The following is a 13,764-nucleotide window of genomic DNA, read 5'->3' on the forward strand; positions in this document are numbered from 1 at the left end:
CTGTGTTTTCCGGGGGCGACCCCCGGACCCCCGGCAGTTGGTTCGGGGCTCGGGTGGTCGTGGGGTCTGCCGGGCGGACCGGGGTCAGCGGTCGGGTTCGGGGTCCTTGAGCCAGTTGATGAGTTCCGTGGAGAACGCCACCGGATCCTCCTCATGGGGGAAGTGGCCGAGTCCGTCGAAGAGGCGCCAGCGGTACGGCGCTTCGACGTATTCGCCCGAGCCCGCCGCGCTGCGCGTGCGCATCGCCGGGTCGAGCGAGCCGTGCAGATGCAGCGTCGGCACCCGCACCGGGCGCTTCATGCGGCGGTTGAACTGGATGCCGTCCGGACGGGCCATCGACCGCACCATCCACCGGTACGGCTCGATCGAGCAGTGCGCGGTCGACGGAATGCACATCGCGCGCCGATACACCTCGACCGCGTCGTCCTCGGGCGGCCGCGGACCGGACCAGTCCCGGATGAGCCTGCCCACCAGCGCCGCGTCGTCCGCGACGAGCTGACGCTCCGGCAGCCACGGCCGCTGGAAGCCCCAGATGTACGAACCGGCGCGGCTCTGCGCGTAGTCACTGAGCATCGACGAGCGCCAGCGGCGCGGATGCGGCATCGAGGAGACGGCGAGCCGGCGCACCAGCTTGGGCCGCATCACGGCCGCCGTCCACGCGAGGTACCCGCCCAGATCATGGCCGACGAGCGCCGCGTCCGGCTCGCCCAGGGACCGGACGACGCCGGTGATGTCGAGCGCGAGGTTCGCGGGGTCGTAACCCCGCGGCGTACGGTCGCTGCCGCCCACACCCCGCAGATCCATCGCCACAGCCCGGAACCCCGCGTCGGCCAGCGCGGTCAGCTGATGCCGCCACGTCCACCAGAACTGCGGAAAGCCATGCAGCAGCAACACCAGCGGCCCGTCGCCGAGCTCTGCGATATGGAAGCGCGCACCATTGGCCGCCACGTCGCGGTGGGTCCAGGGACCGTCAATGCGTACGGGGCTGCCGTTGCCGGCGCCGATGCCATGGCCGTTTCCGCTGGCGCCGGGGCTCGTATCAGGGGCCGTCATGCAGTCGAGCGTGCCACAGCTGTGGACGAGTCCTGGCCCTGACGGGGATGCGGCTTGACGTTCTGCAGCACGGCCGCGGTCTGCCTCGCCGAGGCGATGGACTTCTCCGGCGGCTTGACCTTCTTGAACTTGGAGGCGGAGAGCAGCGCCGCGAGCCCCGCCAGCAGCAGGAACGCCACGCCGACGATCAGGAACGACCAAGCGAGCCCGAGCCCCAGGTTGTGGATCCCGTACGCCGCGGCGAAGCTCAGCACCGGCAGCGAGAACAGCGCGAGGACACCCGCGAGCCCGCCGGCCACGCCGCCCGTCACACCGCGCTTGACGTCCTGCCGGATCTCGGCCTTGGCCAGCGCAATCTCGTCGTGCACCAGGGCGGACATCTCCGCGGTCGCCGACGCGACCAGCTGGCCGATGCTCCGATCGGGTCCGGCCAGCCGGACCGGTCCGACCGTGTCGCCTGCGGCTTCGACGGCACCGGTGGCGTACGCCGGGCTTTTGCCGGGGTCGCTCATCGCTGACTCCCTCATCTCTGCTTCGGATCAGAAGTCAGATCATGCCGGACTGTCGAGCATTTTGCGTTGCCTGGGGCCTTATGGCGCTGCCTGCTCCTGACGTGCCGCGGGATGGTGAACGTTGGTCGTCGCCGGTCACCCCTGGCGGCCCTGAGACGGCCCACAGACGGCCCGGCTTGCTGTCGTTCCGTAGGTGGCGCCGACGTGCATGGACATTGAAGTCAGGAACTGGCCGGTCAGGACATGCGGACTGATGTTGGGCGGTAGCGGTCTCGGGCAAGGGCCCCGGTCTGCTCCAACCGGCGGAGCTGGTAGAGCACGGAGCTGCTGCTGCTCAGCCCTACGGCCGCACCGATCTCCCGCACCGTGAGGGCCCTTGATCCGATGGCGCGGCCTGCCGGGGGCAGGCCGGCTGGCTTGTGCCGCATCAGGCGTGGTGCAGCTTGCTCGGTGTCGAGCTGGTGATCGGCCCAGAAGTAGCTTTCGGGAAGCAGGCCGACGATGGAGACGGCTCGGAGGCGGTCGCTTGTGCCGACGATGACGTTGATGGCCGGGAAGTAGTCGAGAAGGATCTGGCGGCACCTGCCGCACGGGGCCTACACCGCAGTCGCGCTCGCCCACACGGCGACGACGGCGCCGGACGCGGTCGGCGATCAGAACGAACAGCACCCGCTCCGCGCTGAGGCCGAGGCGACGCCCTTTGAGCAGCCGTTTCATCGCGTTCCCGATCTCCAGCCGCTGCCAAAGCCGGTCCGCACACACGTGCCACCCAGCGGCCGGGACTCCACGAACAACAGCCCGTCGGCCGTCGCGGCCAAGGCGGCGTCGGGGTCCAGGAACCGGGTTTCAAGCTCAGTGGCGGTTACCTCACTAAGGGATGCAGCCTGGCGGATTCTGGGGGCCCGTGCAGGGCGCGCTTGATACCGCGCTCGACGATTCGGCCGTGGCCTTCGTTGTCTGCGGCATTGCCTCAGCACTCGCCACGCCCACCGTTCCGGCGAGCAGCCCAGCGGCGCAAAACGCACCGACGAGGTATCGGATGCACGCCCGGACGCTTTTCGCCATAATGATCTCCTTTGGTTTGGGTGGATTGCTCCCCTTTTTATCAGTTTAGTGCCACAGCTTGGCGCTACAAGCGGACCAACCTATTTTTCCTGGTCAACGACCTGGGGGGAGTGCAGTGGGGCAAGGGCGGTAGCGGGGCCGTCTTTGCGGGGCCGTCCCACGATCGTGTACCCCTGCCCTTCCCTACGGCCCGAGGATCCCTGTAGAACCCGACCCCAGCGTCGGCCGCAGCCCTGCCTGCCCGGCGACCAACAGCCGAACACCACCGGCTCACCGCGACCAACTCGGCTCCGCCGCCCCAAGCGAAAACGGGAGGCTAGAACTTGATCACCGACACCGAGGCCAAGCCGGAGTTGGCCAGGTAGGCCCGGCGTCCGTCCTGGGAGACCGCGACCGACACCGGGTACCCGTCGACATCGATGGGTTTGCCCACGGCGCGGTTGGTGGCGGTGTCGATCACCGACACCGAGGCGGGGGCGGAGTTGGCCGTGTAGACCCGGCGCCCTTCCGGGGACACCGCCACTCCGACTGGGTCCCCGTCGACATCGATGGGTTTGCCCACGGTGCGGTTGGTGGCGGTGTCGATCACCGACACCGAATCCGAGCCGGCATTGGCCGTGTAGACCCGGCGTCCGTCCCAGGAGACCGCCACCCCGATTGGGTTCTTGCCGACATCGATGGGATTGCCCACGGTGCGGTCGGTGGCGGTGTCGATCACCGACACCGAGGCCGAGTCGGCATTGGCCGTGTAGACCCGGCGTCCGTCCGGGGACACCACCACCCCCTGCGGGTTGTCGCCGACGGGAATGGGTTTGCCCACGGTGCGGTTGGTGGCGGTGTCGATCACCGACACCGAATCCGAGCCGGCATTGGCCGTGTAGACCCGGCGCCCGTCCCGGGAGACCGCCACCCCGATTGGGTTCTTGCCGACATCGATGGGGTTGCCCTCGGTGCGGTCGGTGGCGGTGTCGATCACCGACACCGAGGCCGAGCCGGCATTGGCCGTGTAGACCCGGCGCCCGTCCGGGGACACCACCACCCCCTGCGGCTTGTCGCCGACGGGAATGGGTTTGCCCACGGTGCGGTTGGTGGCGGTGTCGATCACCGACACCGAAGCCGGGTCGGAGTAGTTGGTCGCGTAGACCCGGCGCCCATCCGGCGACACCGCCACCCCGCCCGGAGAGTTGCCGACCTGGATCGAGGACACGGACGGTGCGGTGGGTTCAGGACCCGAGAAACGGGACTGTGCCAGGTAGATGCCGCCGCCCGCCGCGGCAAGCGCCACCAGCGCCACCCCCGCAATGAGCCTGGCCCGTCGGTTTCTGGGCCGCGGCAGGCGGGGCCGCAGCCGGGTCTCGTCCCCTTTGCGCGGCAGCGGTTCCAGGGGCGGGCCGGTCGGTTCCTCCGGCGCGACTGGCGAAACGATCTCGGTCGACGGGGCCGATTCCTGGGGGCGCGGGGGCTTCGAGGCGGGGGGCTCGGGCGGCGGCACCTCCGGCGGCACCTCCGGCGCGGAAACCGGCTGCTCCGCGGCGGACGGGTGCGGCCGGGCGACGATGGAGGCGAGCCGCCGGGCGGCCTCCTCAGCCTCCATCCGGTCCGCGGGGTCCTTGGTCAGAAGCCCGACGAGAACCGGGGTCAGCTCCGTCTCCCCGTGCGGCGGGCTCAGGGGCTCGAACAGCAGTGCGCTCAGCGTGGTGAGGGCAGTGTCGCGGTCGAAGGGGCCGGTCCCCTCAAGGGCGTAGTACAGGGTGGCGCCGAGTGAGAACAGGTCGGCGGCCGGGGTGGGCGGCTGGCTGGTGGCCCGCTCCGGGGCCATGAAGCGCGGGGTCCCGAGGATCTCCAGCGTGGCGGTCAGGCGGTCCTCCCCGGAGCTCGGCTCCAGCGAGATGCCGTAGTCGGTGAGCATCACCCGGTCGCCGCCCTCCGTGGGGTAGGAGGGCTGGGGTCCCGGATGGGTCAGGAGGATGTTGGCCGGTTTGACGTCCCGGTGCAGGATGCCGAGCCGGTGGCCCTCCTGCAGGGCGTCGAGGACCGCCAGCCCGATCCGGGCGACGTCGCCGGGCGGCAGCGGCCCCCGCTCGCACACCACCGCTTCCAGATCCATGGCACCGGGGACGAACTCCATGACGATCCACGGCAGGCCGTCCTCCTCCACGATGTCGAGCACGGTGACGACATGCGGATGGTTGCGCAGCCGGGCGGCGTGCCGGGCCTCGCCGCGGGCCCTCGCGATCCGGGAGCCGACCTCGCATTCGGGGACGTCCGGCGGCAGGATGATCTCCTTGAGCGCGACCTCGCACGCCAGTTCCTGGTCGTACGCCAGCCACACACGTCCCATGCCGCCGGTGCCGAGCCGGCGCAGAAGCCGGTAGCGTCCGGTGATCACTCGCCCGGCGGCCTCTTGCGCTCCTCTCATGGCACTCCTCTTCCAGGACAGCCAGCAGGGTTCCTCGGCGAGCGCTGAAGGGGCCCTCTCCACGTATCGCACATTGCCCGAAGATCAGCAAGTCACCCAGAACGGGTGTGCTCCGCGCATGTTCCGGGCCGCGGTGTCGGGATCAGGAGCGGGAAAGCGCGCGCTGGAGGGGCAGGAGAACAAACCCAAGCCGTCGGATGGCCGTGATAGCGCAGCGCCGGCTGCGGTGGGGTGTCGGAGCCGACGGCCAGTGGCGCCGCGAGTTCCTCTGGGTGCTGGCCCGGGTGTCCTCACCGGAACGCGAAATATGGCCCCCGGAGGCTCTCGTGGATGGCCTCGGTGATCACCATGCCGACCGAGTAGGACAGCCAACGCCCGCGCTGGGCGAGCCAGGCCACGAACTCGTGGGTGCCGCCCGCGGAATATCGATCCCGCATTTCCGGTGCGGAGGAGGGTTGCGAAGGGTTCGCCGGTTCCTCCCGGACCGTGGTCGACGAACCCCATGAGCGGGTGGTGTCCGTAGGTCTTCTTCCAGGTCGGGGCCGCGTCCTGCTTGTCCGAGTGCACGACGACCAGGACCCCGTCCAGGTCCACGGTCACCTGACCGCCGGCGTCCGGAGCCCGGTCCCCGGCCAATTCCCAGACACGTTGGCGGACTTCGGAACGTGTGGCCCGGATCGCGGTCAGGGCTTTCCCGTCGGAGGCGGCGAGGGTGTCAACCAGGCGGGAGACCGTCGGGGCGGAGGCGACCGGCCCGAACACGGCCGGCTCGGACCGCAGCAGGGCGACGTCGGCGAGGCAGTCCCCGTGAGCGCGACCGCCAGCGCGAGGTCCACGAGTATCTTGCCGGGGTCGTGGACGGCCCGCGGCCTCCGCCACGGCGTCAGGGCTGCGGATATGGCCTGGTCAAGGCCGCTCTTGCGGACAGTTTCGATCAGCAGGACCGAACCGGCCTGCGAGACCACGGCCCGGCCGTCCCCCTGGACGCGGACATGAGGGTAGGACCCGATAGGCTTCTTCACCTGGAAAGTGCCTCTGGATTCAGCGGGAACAAGGACCTAGACAATCCTCATTCTCGCTGGTCAGAGGCACTTTCTGCTTGTGTGACCGCCTGTCGGACAGCCCGCTTCATGAAAGCGCGAGGCTAGTCACAACGGACGGTCCTCCGTTCTGGGTGCCCGGGAGGGCGAGACGACGTGAACGACCTGGCGGGGTGCATCTCCTTCGACAAGGGCGGGCCCAACGGCATGGCCGACCCATCCGCCGGAACGCGCCGGCGGACGGGCCTTCTTCGTTTGCGCAGCAGGCCCGCCCGTCGGACCGGATCGAGGCGGACAGGCCCGCATGCCGGTTCCGGGGACCGAGGCGGCCGCACTGATCGTCCCGAGCCTGGCCGCTTCGCTGACGGCCGTGCTCGACCACCGCAAGCCGCCAACCGGACGGATCGAGGAACTCCTGGAGTCCCACCTTCTTTCCAACGTCCTGACGTCTATGCCGGGAGTCGGCGTCAGGACCGGAGCCCGCATCCTGATCAAGGTCGGCGACGGCAGCACCTTCCCGACCGCCGGCCGCCTCGGGCCGGCGCCCGGCCTCGTCGGGGCGAGGCCCCGCAGGACGGTGCGGAGGCGCTCGTCGCCGAGCTGGTGGTGCAGCGCCAGGCCGTCGGGCGTGTGGTGGTCCGGGAGGGCGTCGTTCAGGTTGAGGCCGTCGGCGATGGTGACGCCGGTCCGGCGCCAGTGTCGGCGTGCGCGAGGACGGTCGGTGGCAGGAGGCCGACGGCGGCCTCGTGGGCGGCCGGGTCCGCGTAGTGCCCGCGGTGCACGGCCAGGGCGTGCGCGAGCCAGGCGTCGACGTCGGCTTGGACGTACGACCCGGCCCGGCGGGTCAGTTCGTTCCAGGCGGCTTCGTCGCCCTCGCGGGGCTCGGTCGGGGGCGTACCGCCCGTCTCGCCGTTCCCCTGCTGGCCGCCGGGGAAGCCGCTTCCGCCGTTGCCCTCGCCGCCGAAGACCCGGCCGAGGCCGTTGTAGCCCATGATCAGGTCCCAGGCGGTGCCGTCCGTGGAGCCGCCGATGTACGGCCGCTCGGAGGCCGGCACCAGCGACACGGCCGCCGCCCACCAGAAGCTGGAGACCGCCAGGACCACGCCGCGCGAGCACCAGGTTCACGATCCTCTTCACGAGCTTCGGGCCGGCCGCGTACAGGTAAACCGCGAAGACGGCGGGGCCGGCGCGGAGGGCGGGGTCGCGGTGACCGCCAGGCTGGTCTACGGCGCTGGCGTCTCAAGGGGGCTGTCCCAGGGCCGGCGGGGCTGTCACGGGGCGGGGCGCCGGGCCGGGACGCGGGTTTCTATCAAGATCGTTTGCGGGTGTCAAGTCACGTCATTCAGTGACGTGACGACGTAGGACCCGCTCCGGCTTACTCAATACAGAACCTCACCGACCCGGCGTGAGGCTCACCCACAGACAGGAGGACAGGTCATGTTTCGAACCACGAGTAAGAAGATCGCTAAGGCCGCCGTCATCACCGCAACCGCCGCAGGGGCGCTCCTGGGCGGCGGCACCGCGGCTCAGGCCGCCCCTGCCAGCCCGACGCACACCACCGTGGCAAGCGCCAGCAGCTGGGGTGGCTGGGGCGATGACGACGGCTGGGGCAGCTCGAGCAGCTGGGGCAGCTCGAGCAGCTGGGGCGGCTCGAGCAGCTGGGGCGACGACGGCGGCTGGGGCAGCTCGAGCAGCTGGGGCGACTCCAGTAGCTGGGGCAGCTCCAGTAGCTGGGGCTGGTAGCTGACCCGGGGCAGGCGGCACCGACGCGGCCCTGACCCCCTGCAGCACCCCAGGCGGCGCTTGACCGGCCACGAGGAACCCCCGGTCAGCGCCAAGGACCGGGCGCGGGTGCGGCAGACACTCCTGAGGCGGGAGATCGCCGCACCCGCGCGCCGGTGCCGGGCACACGCCCAGCCCCCAGCGGCCTGCTGTGCCCCCAGACGCGCACCGACCCACAGGCGCCAAGACCCAACCCAGGTAAGAGGAACCCATGCGAACACCACTCCAACGACCCCACCGGCAGGAGACGCCGGCCGGGACCACCCCCCCGTCGCTGGGCGGCCCCAACCCGACACCGGCCGCGCACCAGGGTGCCGCAGCCGCGGTGCGACCGCCCGGCCGCGCAGCCAGAACGGGACACGCCAAGAAAATCGTGTGCGTCGGCGGCGGACCGGCCGGCTTGTACTTCGCGATTGCGGCCAAGCGCCGCGATGCCGGCCTTGACATCACCGTCATCGAACGCGACCCGCCGGGGGCCACCTACGGCTGGGGCGTGGGGTATGGGGACGACCTGCTCGACCACCTCTACTGCAACGACCCCGACAGCGCCCAGGCGGTGCGTGCGGCCTCGGCCCTGTGGCAAGACCAGGAGGTCCGCCTCGGGGAAGAGACCGCGTATCTGGGCCGGTACGGCTTCAGCATCGCCCGCGCCACCCTGCTCGACATCCTCACCCGACGCGCAACCGAGCTGGGGGTGGATGTCCAGCACCGCCGCAAGGTCGAAGACCTGGCCGAGCTCGCCGACGCCGACCTGATCGTCGCCTGCGACGGGGCCAACAGCCGGGTGCGCCAGTTGCACGGCGACCACTTCAGCACCCGCCTGCAAGTCGGCCGCAACCCCTACATGTGGCTGGGCACCGACAAGGTGTTCCCCCGCTTCACCTTCGCCTTCGAACCGACCCCGGCCGGGTGGGTCTGGTTTTATGCCTACCCCTCGAGCGCGGGGATCAGCACCTGCGTCGTCGAGTGCGCCCCAGAGACCTGGCGGGGGCTGGGGCTCGATGCGCTCGACAGCGCCGACGGCGTGCGGTTGTTGGAGCAGATCTTCGCCTCCGCCCTGGACGGCCACGCGCTGCTTGGCCAGTCCCGGGGGGAACCGGCGCGCTGGCAGCACTTCACCGAGGTACGCAACGCCACCTGGTGCCACGACAACGTGGTGCTGCTGGGGGACGCCGCCCACACGACCCACTACACCCTGGGCTCCGGTACCCGGCTGGCGCTGCTGGATGCGATCGAGCTCGCGCACAGCCTGTATACGCAGGCAGAGCTGCCCGCCGCTTTGCATGCCTACGAGGGGCGCCGCCGAGCCGCGCTCCATCCGGTGCAGGCCGCGGCCCGCACGAGCATGGCCTGGTTCGAGCACCTCGACCGCCACCTTGAGCAGGACCTGGTGGCGTTCGCCTACGCGATGTCGGTACGGCAGGGGGTCCAGCCGCCGTGGCGCTACCAGCTGCACCGGGCCACCCAGGTCCCGGTGTTGCGCCGGGTGCGACGGGACGTCAACGGGGGCCTGCGGAGGTATCTGGCGCTGCGGCGCGGGGAGACGGCCCTCGGCACGGGCAGCGCCACCAGGAGGGTTACGACCTCGGCGGCCCTGGCAGCACCGGCAGCGGCACCAGCGCAGCGTGGCCAGCTCGACATGCTGAACTTGACAGACAACATGGACGGCGGGGCCGCCGAAGCGTGATCAGGAGCATCTACCGCTCCTTGCGCAGTTTTGAGAGGGCGGTCCGTGAGTCTTTGAGTGGTTCTGTCGTCGCCTGATGGTGTGAGTGCGGGCGGAATCTGCCGGTCTGCGGTCGCTGATCTGATTGTGATGAGGTGAGTGAACGCACGCCATATCCGAGCGACTTGTCGGACGAGCAGTGGTCGTTGATCGCGCCGGTGATCACGGCGTGGAAGGACCGGCACCGCTCGGTCAGCGGTCACCAGGGAGCCTACGGGATGCGGGAGATCGTGAACGCGATCCGGGTGGGCGACCAGCACGCACAGATCGACGAGCAGCTCGCACCCACGATCCAGGCGATCTGGGAGTGCGGGTTCGACACCTTCACCTGCTGCCAGGACCTCGCAGAGAGCAACGCGGACTGGCCGGAGAAGCTGCCGCATATGGTGGTGGACTGGGTCGAGTCTCGCCGCGGCTGGATGCTCATCGACTTCCCAGTCGACAGCGGACTCGCCTTCCTCTCGGCCGTTGCGAATGTCGGCCCGCGGGACGCGTTCTACGTGCGGATGACGCACTGGGCAGCCCCCGGCGCGTGGGACGTGAAGATCAAGCCGATGGACGCAGCGATATTCAAGGAGGATCTCCCGTCGCGGTTCGACCTCCGGCTGCTCCAGGTGAGCTTTCCGGCCTCTGACCTGCCAGAACTGACCCGGCGCCTCCACGATCACGTTGCCGGCCGCTCGGTGCCGCCCGCCCCCGCCGACTGGAGCACGGTCGGCCGCTAGGAGGCGGCCCCGCGTCGCCTCCGATTGAGCGCCTACCTGGCCGAACGGGCCAACTAAAGCGCGCTACCCGACCACAACGACCACGGACGCCGTCGAAGGCTTTGGGGCACCGGACACCGCGACACCTGCCCTGCCGGGTTAGGCCGCGTTCCACTCATGCGCGTGCCCACCCCCCACTCGACCCACTTCGGATCATTTGCGCGGCGGGTCAGAGTGGGTGCGCGTACGACAGTGGACAGTGGCGTTCGTCAGCGAACTGGCCAACGATCAGGACAACGAGATCAGGTGCGAGCGACTACCCCAACGAACTCGGCCCCTATGTGGTTGCTCACGATGAAGTCGAAGCCGTGACCTGCCGCGCAGGTCAGTTCCACACTGACGTATCCGCCTCTGGTGCCGAGCGGACTCCCGCCGCTGTCACGGTCAGGATGCACTGTGACCGCCTCGTGGTCGGCGCCGACCTGCCCCTGCTCCACTTCCGCGATCCCGCACGCAGGGCAATTGAGCTGCCACTGCATGCTCCACGTTCCTACGTTCCGCTGCACTGGAACGAGGATTCCCTCGTGACTCTGAGGCACGCTTCCCTCCAAACGGGTTCGGTCCGTTCCATGACAGCTGACCGGTGATCCCCGCGCATGGCTTTTCCTGATCTGGCTCAGCAGTCGTCGCGTAGCGTCCGTCGTGTGCTGGCACTCTTCGACCTAGACAACACCCTGATCGACCGGCAGGGCGGCTTGGATGCGTGGGCGGGTGCCTTCGCTCGCTCCCGTGGACTGCCGGATCAGGCCGCTGTGCTCGTGACTGCCAGGCTGCGAGACCGAGCGTACCCAGAGGACTTCGTCTACCTGCGAGACGTCCTACGGCTTACCGACGGCGCCGAGGACCTGTGGTGTGAGTACGTGGATGGAGTGGCTCAGTCGGTGCATTGCTTTCCCGGAGTCCTGGAAGGTCTCCAAGCGCTCCGGAGCGATGGATGGAAGCTGGGGATTGCGACAAATGGGGCGGTCGATATCCAGCGGGCCAAACTCGACTCGACGGGGCTCGCCGCGCTCTTCGATGGGGTCGCCATCTCGGAAGACGTTGGAGCGCGGAAGCCCGAGCGTGACCTCTTTGAGGCCGCTGCAGCAGCCTGTGGCGTCCCGCTGAGCACCGGAGGGTGGATGGTGGGCGACAATCCCGCGACCGACGTAGCGGGGGCAAAGGCGGCCGGACTGCGGACCGCGTGGGTGGCCGGCGGCCGCGAATGGGCCGATGGTCCCCGTGAGCCCGACATCATCGTGTGCAGCGCGTCGGAAGCCATCGGGGCTCTGCGGGGGTTGACCCGCTAGACCGGCTCGCCGGGCGGGGCTGTGTGCAGCTCTTCGAGTACCTGAGTGAGTGAGGGGGAGGTGTCTTTGAAGCCCGCCCAGCGCTCCATGACCGCAGCGGCAGCGTTGGCCAGTTCCGGAGGCAAACCGACCTCTGCGAGCGCGAGCGCTGCCTCCCTCATCTCAGGTCCCCAACGCCAGGACCGAGCCGCAACCTTGGGGATGTAGGCCGTGTCGGCCAGGTAGCTGGTCGTACGCCCCTGGGCGATGTCGAGTAGCTCAGCCTCCACCCCGTGGTCACTGGCGAGCGCGTAGGCGACGGCGGCAAGGGCACGGCTTGCCTTCTGGTAGCTGCTGTACGACAGCTTCAGTGCGGACGCCTGCCCAACGTCGCCATCCAGGGGCCGCACCTGGACAGCGCTCCCGGCGAAGAGCTCGGCCACCGCTGGCAGAGCCTCGCCCGGCCCCGAGAGATACAGGCGAGGGCTCTTCGACGCCGACGGCGGCGAACCGATCACAGAGCCGTCAACGACTGCCGCCCCGGACGGCTGCATGATGCTGCTGATCCTCGCCATCGTGGCGGGGGAGACGGCGTTCCCGTCGACATAGGTCCCGGAGTACGAGTGTGCGGCGACGGCCAGCGCAACGTCTTCCGCGGCTGCGGGCGGGCACAGGCTCAGGATGACGTCGGCTCGGTCGGTCATCTCCGAGAGTCCGCCGACGGCCGACAACCCGTACTGCTCAGCTCGGTGCGTGGTTTCCGGGCTGCGTCCGGCAGAGCACCAAAGGACCTCTGCGCCGGATCGCCGCGCCTGAGCGGCGACGGCGGCGCCCATGCTGCCCGGATGCAAGATGCCGAGGACCGTCACCCGACAAGCTCCCGGATGTTCCGCGGTTCGGCCGGCGCACCCTGCGAGAGTGCTTCGACGATGGCGTGGGCAGACTCGGTCGGGCTGAGTACGTCGGTCCGGAGCGTGAGCGTCCACGGCTCGGTTTCGTGTGCCAAGAGGTCTTCCTGGGTCTCATGCCAGACCTTCACGCGGGCATCGACGTCCTTGTCTTCGCGGTCGATGGAGCGTGACTCAGTGGTGGCCAGAGGGCACCACAGGAGCACCCGAACCCAGTGCAGCGGGAAGGCTGCCACGGCCGTGGCGCCGACGATCTGTCCCCTGGGGTTTCCGCACCAACGGCGACGACGTGCTCGCCTACCTGCGCGAACAGTGCGCGCTGGTCGTCGGGCCGACCGGATCGGGCAAGACCAACATGCTCCACACGATCCTGGCCGGACTCGCCCGCGCCGAAGACGTCCTGACGTGGGTGATCGACCTGAACGCCGGATCGGCCGGCCTGCCCTGGGTGCGCCCGCCCTCGGAGGGGAGTTGAAGCAGGCGGACGGGAATCCGGTGCGGCCCGGCGTGGACTGGCTCGCCGGCACGCATGAGGAGGCGCTGAAGCTGCTGGACGCGGCGATCGCGGTCGGTCTGCACCGCAAGCGCGCCTATCAGGAGCTGATGGCCAAGCACGACACCGACCTGTTGCCGGTGACGCACGCCCATCCCCTCTCCGTCACCGGAAGCCGCAGGTCAGACGCGCGAATGACGCACGTGACGCGGTGACGCAGAAATCCGAACCTCGGACAGACGCGGGACGCGCCGCTTCCACGAAGACACGCCTCTGCGCAGCTCGAAGCGCTGCGAAGGGGTCAGACGGCCCGAGCTGTGAAGGAGCACGATGCTCTCGCATTCGCCAGACCCGGCCGACTCCCGCGCCACCCTGCGTGCGGGCCTGCCGGACCGCTACCTCACCCCTGAGGACATCGCCGACCTGTTCGGGGTGCCCCTGGAAACCGTCTACGCCTGGCGCAAGAAGCGCGCCGGCCCGCCCGGATTCCGCGTCGGCAAACACCTGCGCTACGACCCCGCCGCCGTACGCGCCTGGACGACCGCGCGCATGGCCGCCGACGACGCCGCATAAGAACACCACCCACATCACCCCACCGCGAGGGAGGGCCGCCAATGGCGGCCCTCCCTCGCGGCTTTGTGTCGGCAACGGCTGAATTTGGGACCAGTTCGAACGGTTCAATCGTGAGCCATTGTGCGGCCTCGGTGGTTCGTCAGTCGTTGTCGGTGGCGGTG

Annotated in this window: 12 protein-coding genes and 6 pseudogenes; 7 read left to right on the forward strand and 11 right to left on the reverse strand. The window is 69.6% G+C overall.

What is annotated here, in order from left to right; translation table 11 throughout:
- Positions 1–84: 84 nt before the first annotated feature.
- The 7 genes and pseudogenes from ACWCP0_RS11040 to ACWCP0_RS11070 form a co-directional block, all read right to left on the reverse strand.
- On the reverse strand, positions 85–1,053 hold the full coding sequence (locus ACWCP0_RS11040) for an alpha/beta fold hydrolase (protein ID WP_451078532.1): 969 nt from the start codon (positions 1,051–1,053) through the stop codon (positions 85–87).
- Positions 1,050–1,565 carry a phage holin family protein gene (locus tag ACWCP0_RS11045; protein ID WP_451078533.1) on the reverse strand — a complete coding sequence of 172 codons (516 nt, stop codon included), beginning with the start codon at positions 1,563–1,565 and terminating at the stop codon, positions 1,050–1,052. The genes ACWCP0_RS11040 and ACWCP0_RS11045 overlap by 4 nt, the downstream gene beginning before the upstream one ends.
- A 236-nt stretch (positions 1,566–1,801) precedes the next feature.
- Positions 1,802–1,993 (reverse strand): LexA family protein, encoded by a 192-nt coding sequence (locus ACWCP0_RS11050; RefSeq protein WP_451078554.1) that lies wholly within the window; start codon positions 1,991–1,993, stop codon positions 1,802–1,804.
- Positions 1,994–2,017: 24 nt separating this feature from the next.
- Positions 2,018–2,186: pseudogene (locus ACWCP0_RS11055) on the reverse strand (cytidine deaminase); the annotation flags it as partial.
- A gap of 760 nt (positions 2,187–2,946) precedes the next feature.
- Complete coding sequence (locus ACWCP0_RS11060) at positions 2,947–5,049, reverse strand: protein kinase domain-containing protein (RefSeq protein ID WP_451078534.1); 2,103 nt, start codon at positions 5,047–5,049, stop codon at positions 2,947–2,949.
- Positions 5,050–5,339: 290 nt separating this feature from the next.
- Positions 5,340–5,486 (reverse strand): hypothetical protein, encoded by a 147-nt coding sequence (locus ACWCP0_RS11065; protein WP_451078555.1) that lies wholly within the window; start codon positions 5,484–5,486, stop codon positions 5,340–5,342.
- Positions 5,476–6,071, reverse strand: a pseudogene (locus tag ACWCP0_RS11070) (transposase); the annotation flags it as partial. The pseudogene ACWCP0_RS11070 and the gene ACWCP0_RS11065, both read right to left, overlap by 11 nt.
- Positions 6,072–6,399: 328 nt before the next feature.
- On the opposite strand from ACWCP0_RS11070, the pseudogene ACWCP0_RS11075 reads away from it, so the two are divergent.
- Positions 6,400–6,651 (forward strand): annotated as a pseudogene (locus ACWCP0_RS11075) (transposase); the annotation flags it as partial.
- A gap of 337 nt (positions 6,652–6,988) precedes the next feature.
- Here ACWCP0_RS11075 and ACWCP0_RS11080 read toward each other — a convergent pair.
- Positions 6,989–7,271: pseudogene (locus ACWCP0_RS11080) on the reverse strand (hypothetical protein); the annotation flags it as partial.
- Positions 7,272–7,526: 255 nt separating this feature from the next.
- On the opposite strand from ACWCP0_RS11080, the gene ACWCP0_RS11085 reads away from it, so the two are divergent.
- From ACWCP0_RS11085 to ACWCP0_RS11095, 3 genes and pseudogenes are all read left to right on the forward strand, one after another.
- A complete protein-coding gene (locus tag ACWCP0_RS11085; RefSeq protein ID WP_451078535.1) occupies positions 7,527–7,832 on the forward strand; it encodes a hypothetical protein in 306 nt (101 codons plus the stop codon).
- 364 nt (positions 7,833–8,196) lie between these two features.
- Positions 8,197–9,558: an FAD-dependent monooxygenase gene (locus ACWCP0_RS11090; protein ID WP_451078536.1), complete on the forward strand. Its 1,362-nt coding sequence runs from the start codon at positions 8,197–8,199 to the stop codon at positions 9,556–9,558.
- Positions 9,559–9,692: 134 nt separating this feature from the next.
- A pseudogene (locus ACWCP0_RS11095) lies at positions 9,693–9,878 on the forward strand (transposase); the annotation flags it as partial.
- Between the two features lie 725 nt (positions 9,879–10,603).
- On the opposite strand, the gene ACWCP0_RS11100 reads toward ACWCP0_RS11095, so the two are convergent.
- Complete coding sequence (locus ACWCP0_RS11100; RefSeq protein ID WP_451078537.1) at positions 10,604–10,840, reverse strand: hypothetical protein; 237 nt, start codon at positions 10,838–10,840, stop codon at positions 10,604–10,606.
- 165 nt (positions 10,841–11,005) lie between these two features.
- Between ACWCP0_RS11100 and ACWCP0_RS11105 the strand changes: the two genes are divergently transcribed.
- Entirely contained in the window at positions 11,006–11,650 is a 645-nt protein-coding gene (locus tag ACWCP0_RS11105; protein WP_451078538.1) for an HAD family hydrolase, read from the forward strand.
- On the opposite strand, the gene ACWCP0_RS11110 is transcribed toward ACWCP0_RS11105, so the two are convergent.
- Positions 11,647–12,498: a DUF1932 domain-containing protein gene (locus tag ACWCP0_RS11110; RefSeq protein ID WP_451078539.1), complete on the reverse strand. Its 852-nt coding sequence runs from the start codon at positions 12,496–12,498 to the stop codon at positions 11,647–11,649. The two genes, ACWCP0_RS11105 and ACWCP0_RS11110, sit on opposite strands and share 4 nt — an antisense overlap.
- Positions 12,495–12,773 (reverse strand): hypothetical protein, encoded by a 279-nt coding sequence (locus ACWCP0_RS11115; RefSeq protein ID WP_451078556.1) that lies wholly within the window; start codon positions 12,771–12,773, stop codon positions 12,495–12,497. The genes ACWCP0_RS11110 and ACWCP0_RS11115 overlap by 4 nt, the downstream gene beginning before the upstream one ends.
- A 20-nt stretch (positions 12,774–12,793) precedes the next feature.
- Here ACWCP0_RS11115 and ACWCP0_RS11120 point away from each other — a divergent pair.
- Both ACWCP0_RS11120 and ACWCP0_RS11125 read left to right on the forward strand, forming a co-directional pair.
- A pseudogene (locus ACWCP0_RS11120) lies at positions 12,794–13,188 on the forward strand (hypothetical protein); the annotation flags it as partial.
- Positions 13,189–13,360: 172 nt separating this feature from the next.
- On the forward strand, positions 13,361–13,603 hold the full coding sequence (locus ACWCP0_RS11125; protein ID WP_451078540.1) for a helix-turn-helix domain-containing protein: 243 nt from the start codon (positions 13,361–13,363) through the stop codon (positions 13,601–13,603).
- Positions 13,604–13,764: the final 161 nt, after the last annotated feature.

It is taken from the genome of Streptomyces sp. NPDC001970 (genome assembly GCF_053594115.1).

Excerpts from the sequence above, each read along its gene's own strand:
- ACWCP0_RS11040 (WP_451078532.1), bottom strand. The coding sequence starts at position 1,053 with ATGACGGCCCCTGATACGAGCCCCGGCGCCAGCGGAAACGGCCATGGC.
- ACWCP0_RS11045 (WP_451078533.1), bottom strand. The coding sequence starts at position 1,565 with ATGAGCGACCCCGGCAAAAGCCCGGCGTACGCCACCGGTGCCGTCGAA.
- ACWCP0_RS11100 (WP_451078537.1), bottom strand. The coding sequence starts at position 10,840 with ATGCAGTGGCAGCTCAATTGCCCTGCGTGCGGGATCGCGGAAGTGGAG.
- ACWCP0_RS11065 (WP_451078555.1), bottom strand. The coding sequence starts at position 5,486 with ATGCGGGATCGATATTCCGCGGGCGGCACCCACGAGTTCGTGGCCTGG.
- ACWCP0_RS11125 (WP_451078540.1), top strand. The coding sequence starts at position 13,361 with ATGCTCTCGCATTCGCCAGACCCGGCCGACTCCCGCGCCACCCTGCGT.
- ACWCP0_RS11050 (WP_451078554.1), bottom strand. The coding sequence starts at position 1,993 with ATGCGGCACAAGCCAGCCGGCCTGCCCCCGGCAGGCCGCGCCATCGGA.
- ACWCP0_RS11085 (WP_451078535.1), top strand. The coding sequence starts at position 7,527 with ATGTTTCGAACCACGAGTAAGAAGATCGCTAAGGCCGCCGTCATCACC.
- ACWCP0_RS11060 (WP_451078534.1), bottom strand. The coding sequence starts at position 5,049 with ATGAGAGGAGCGCAAGAGGCCGCCGGGCGAGTGATCACCGGACGCTAC.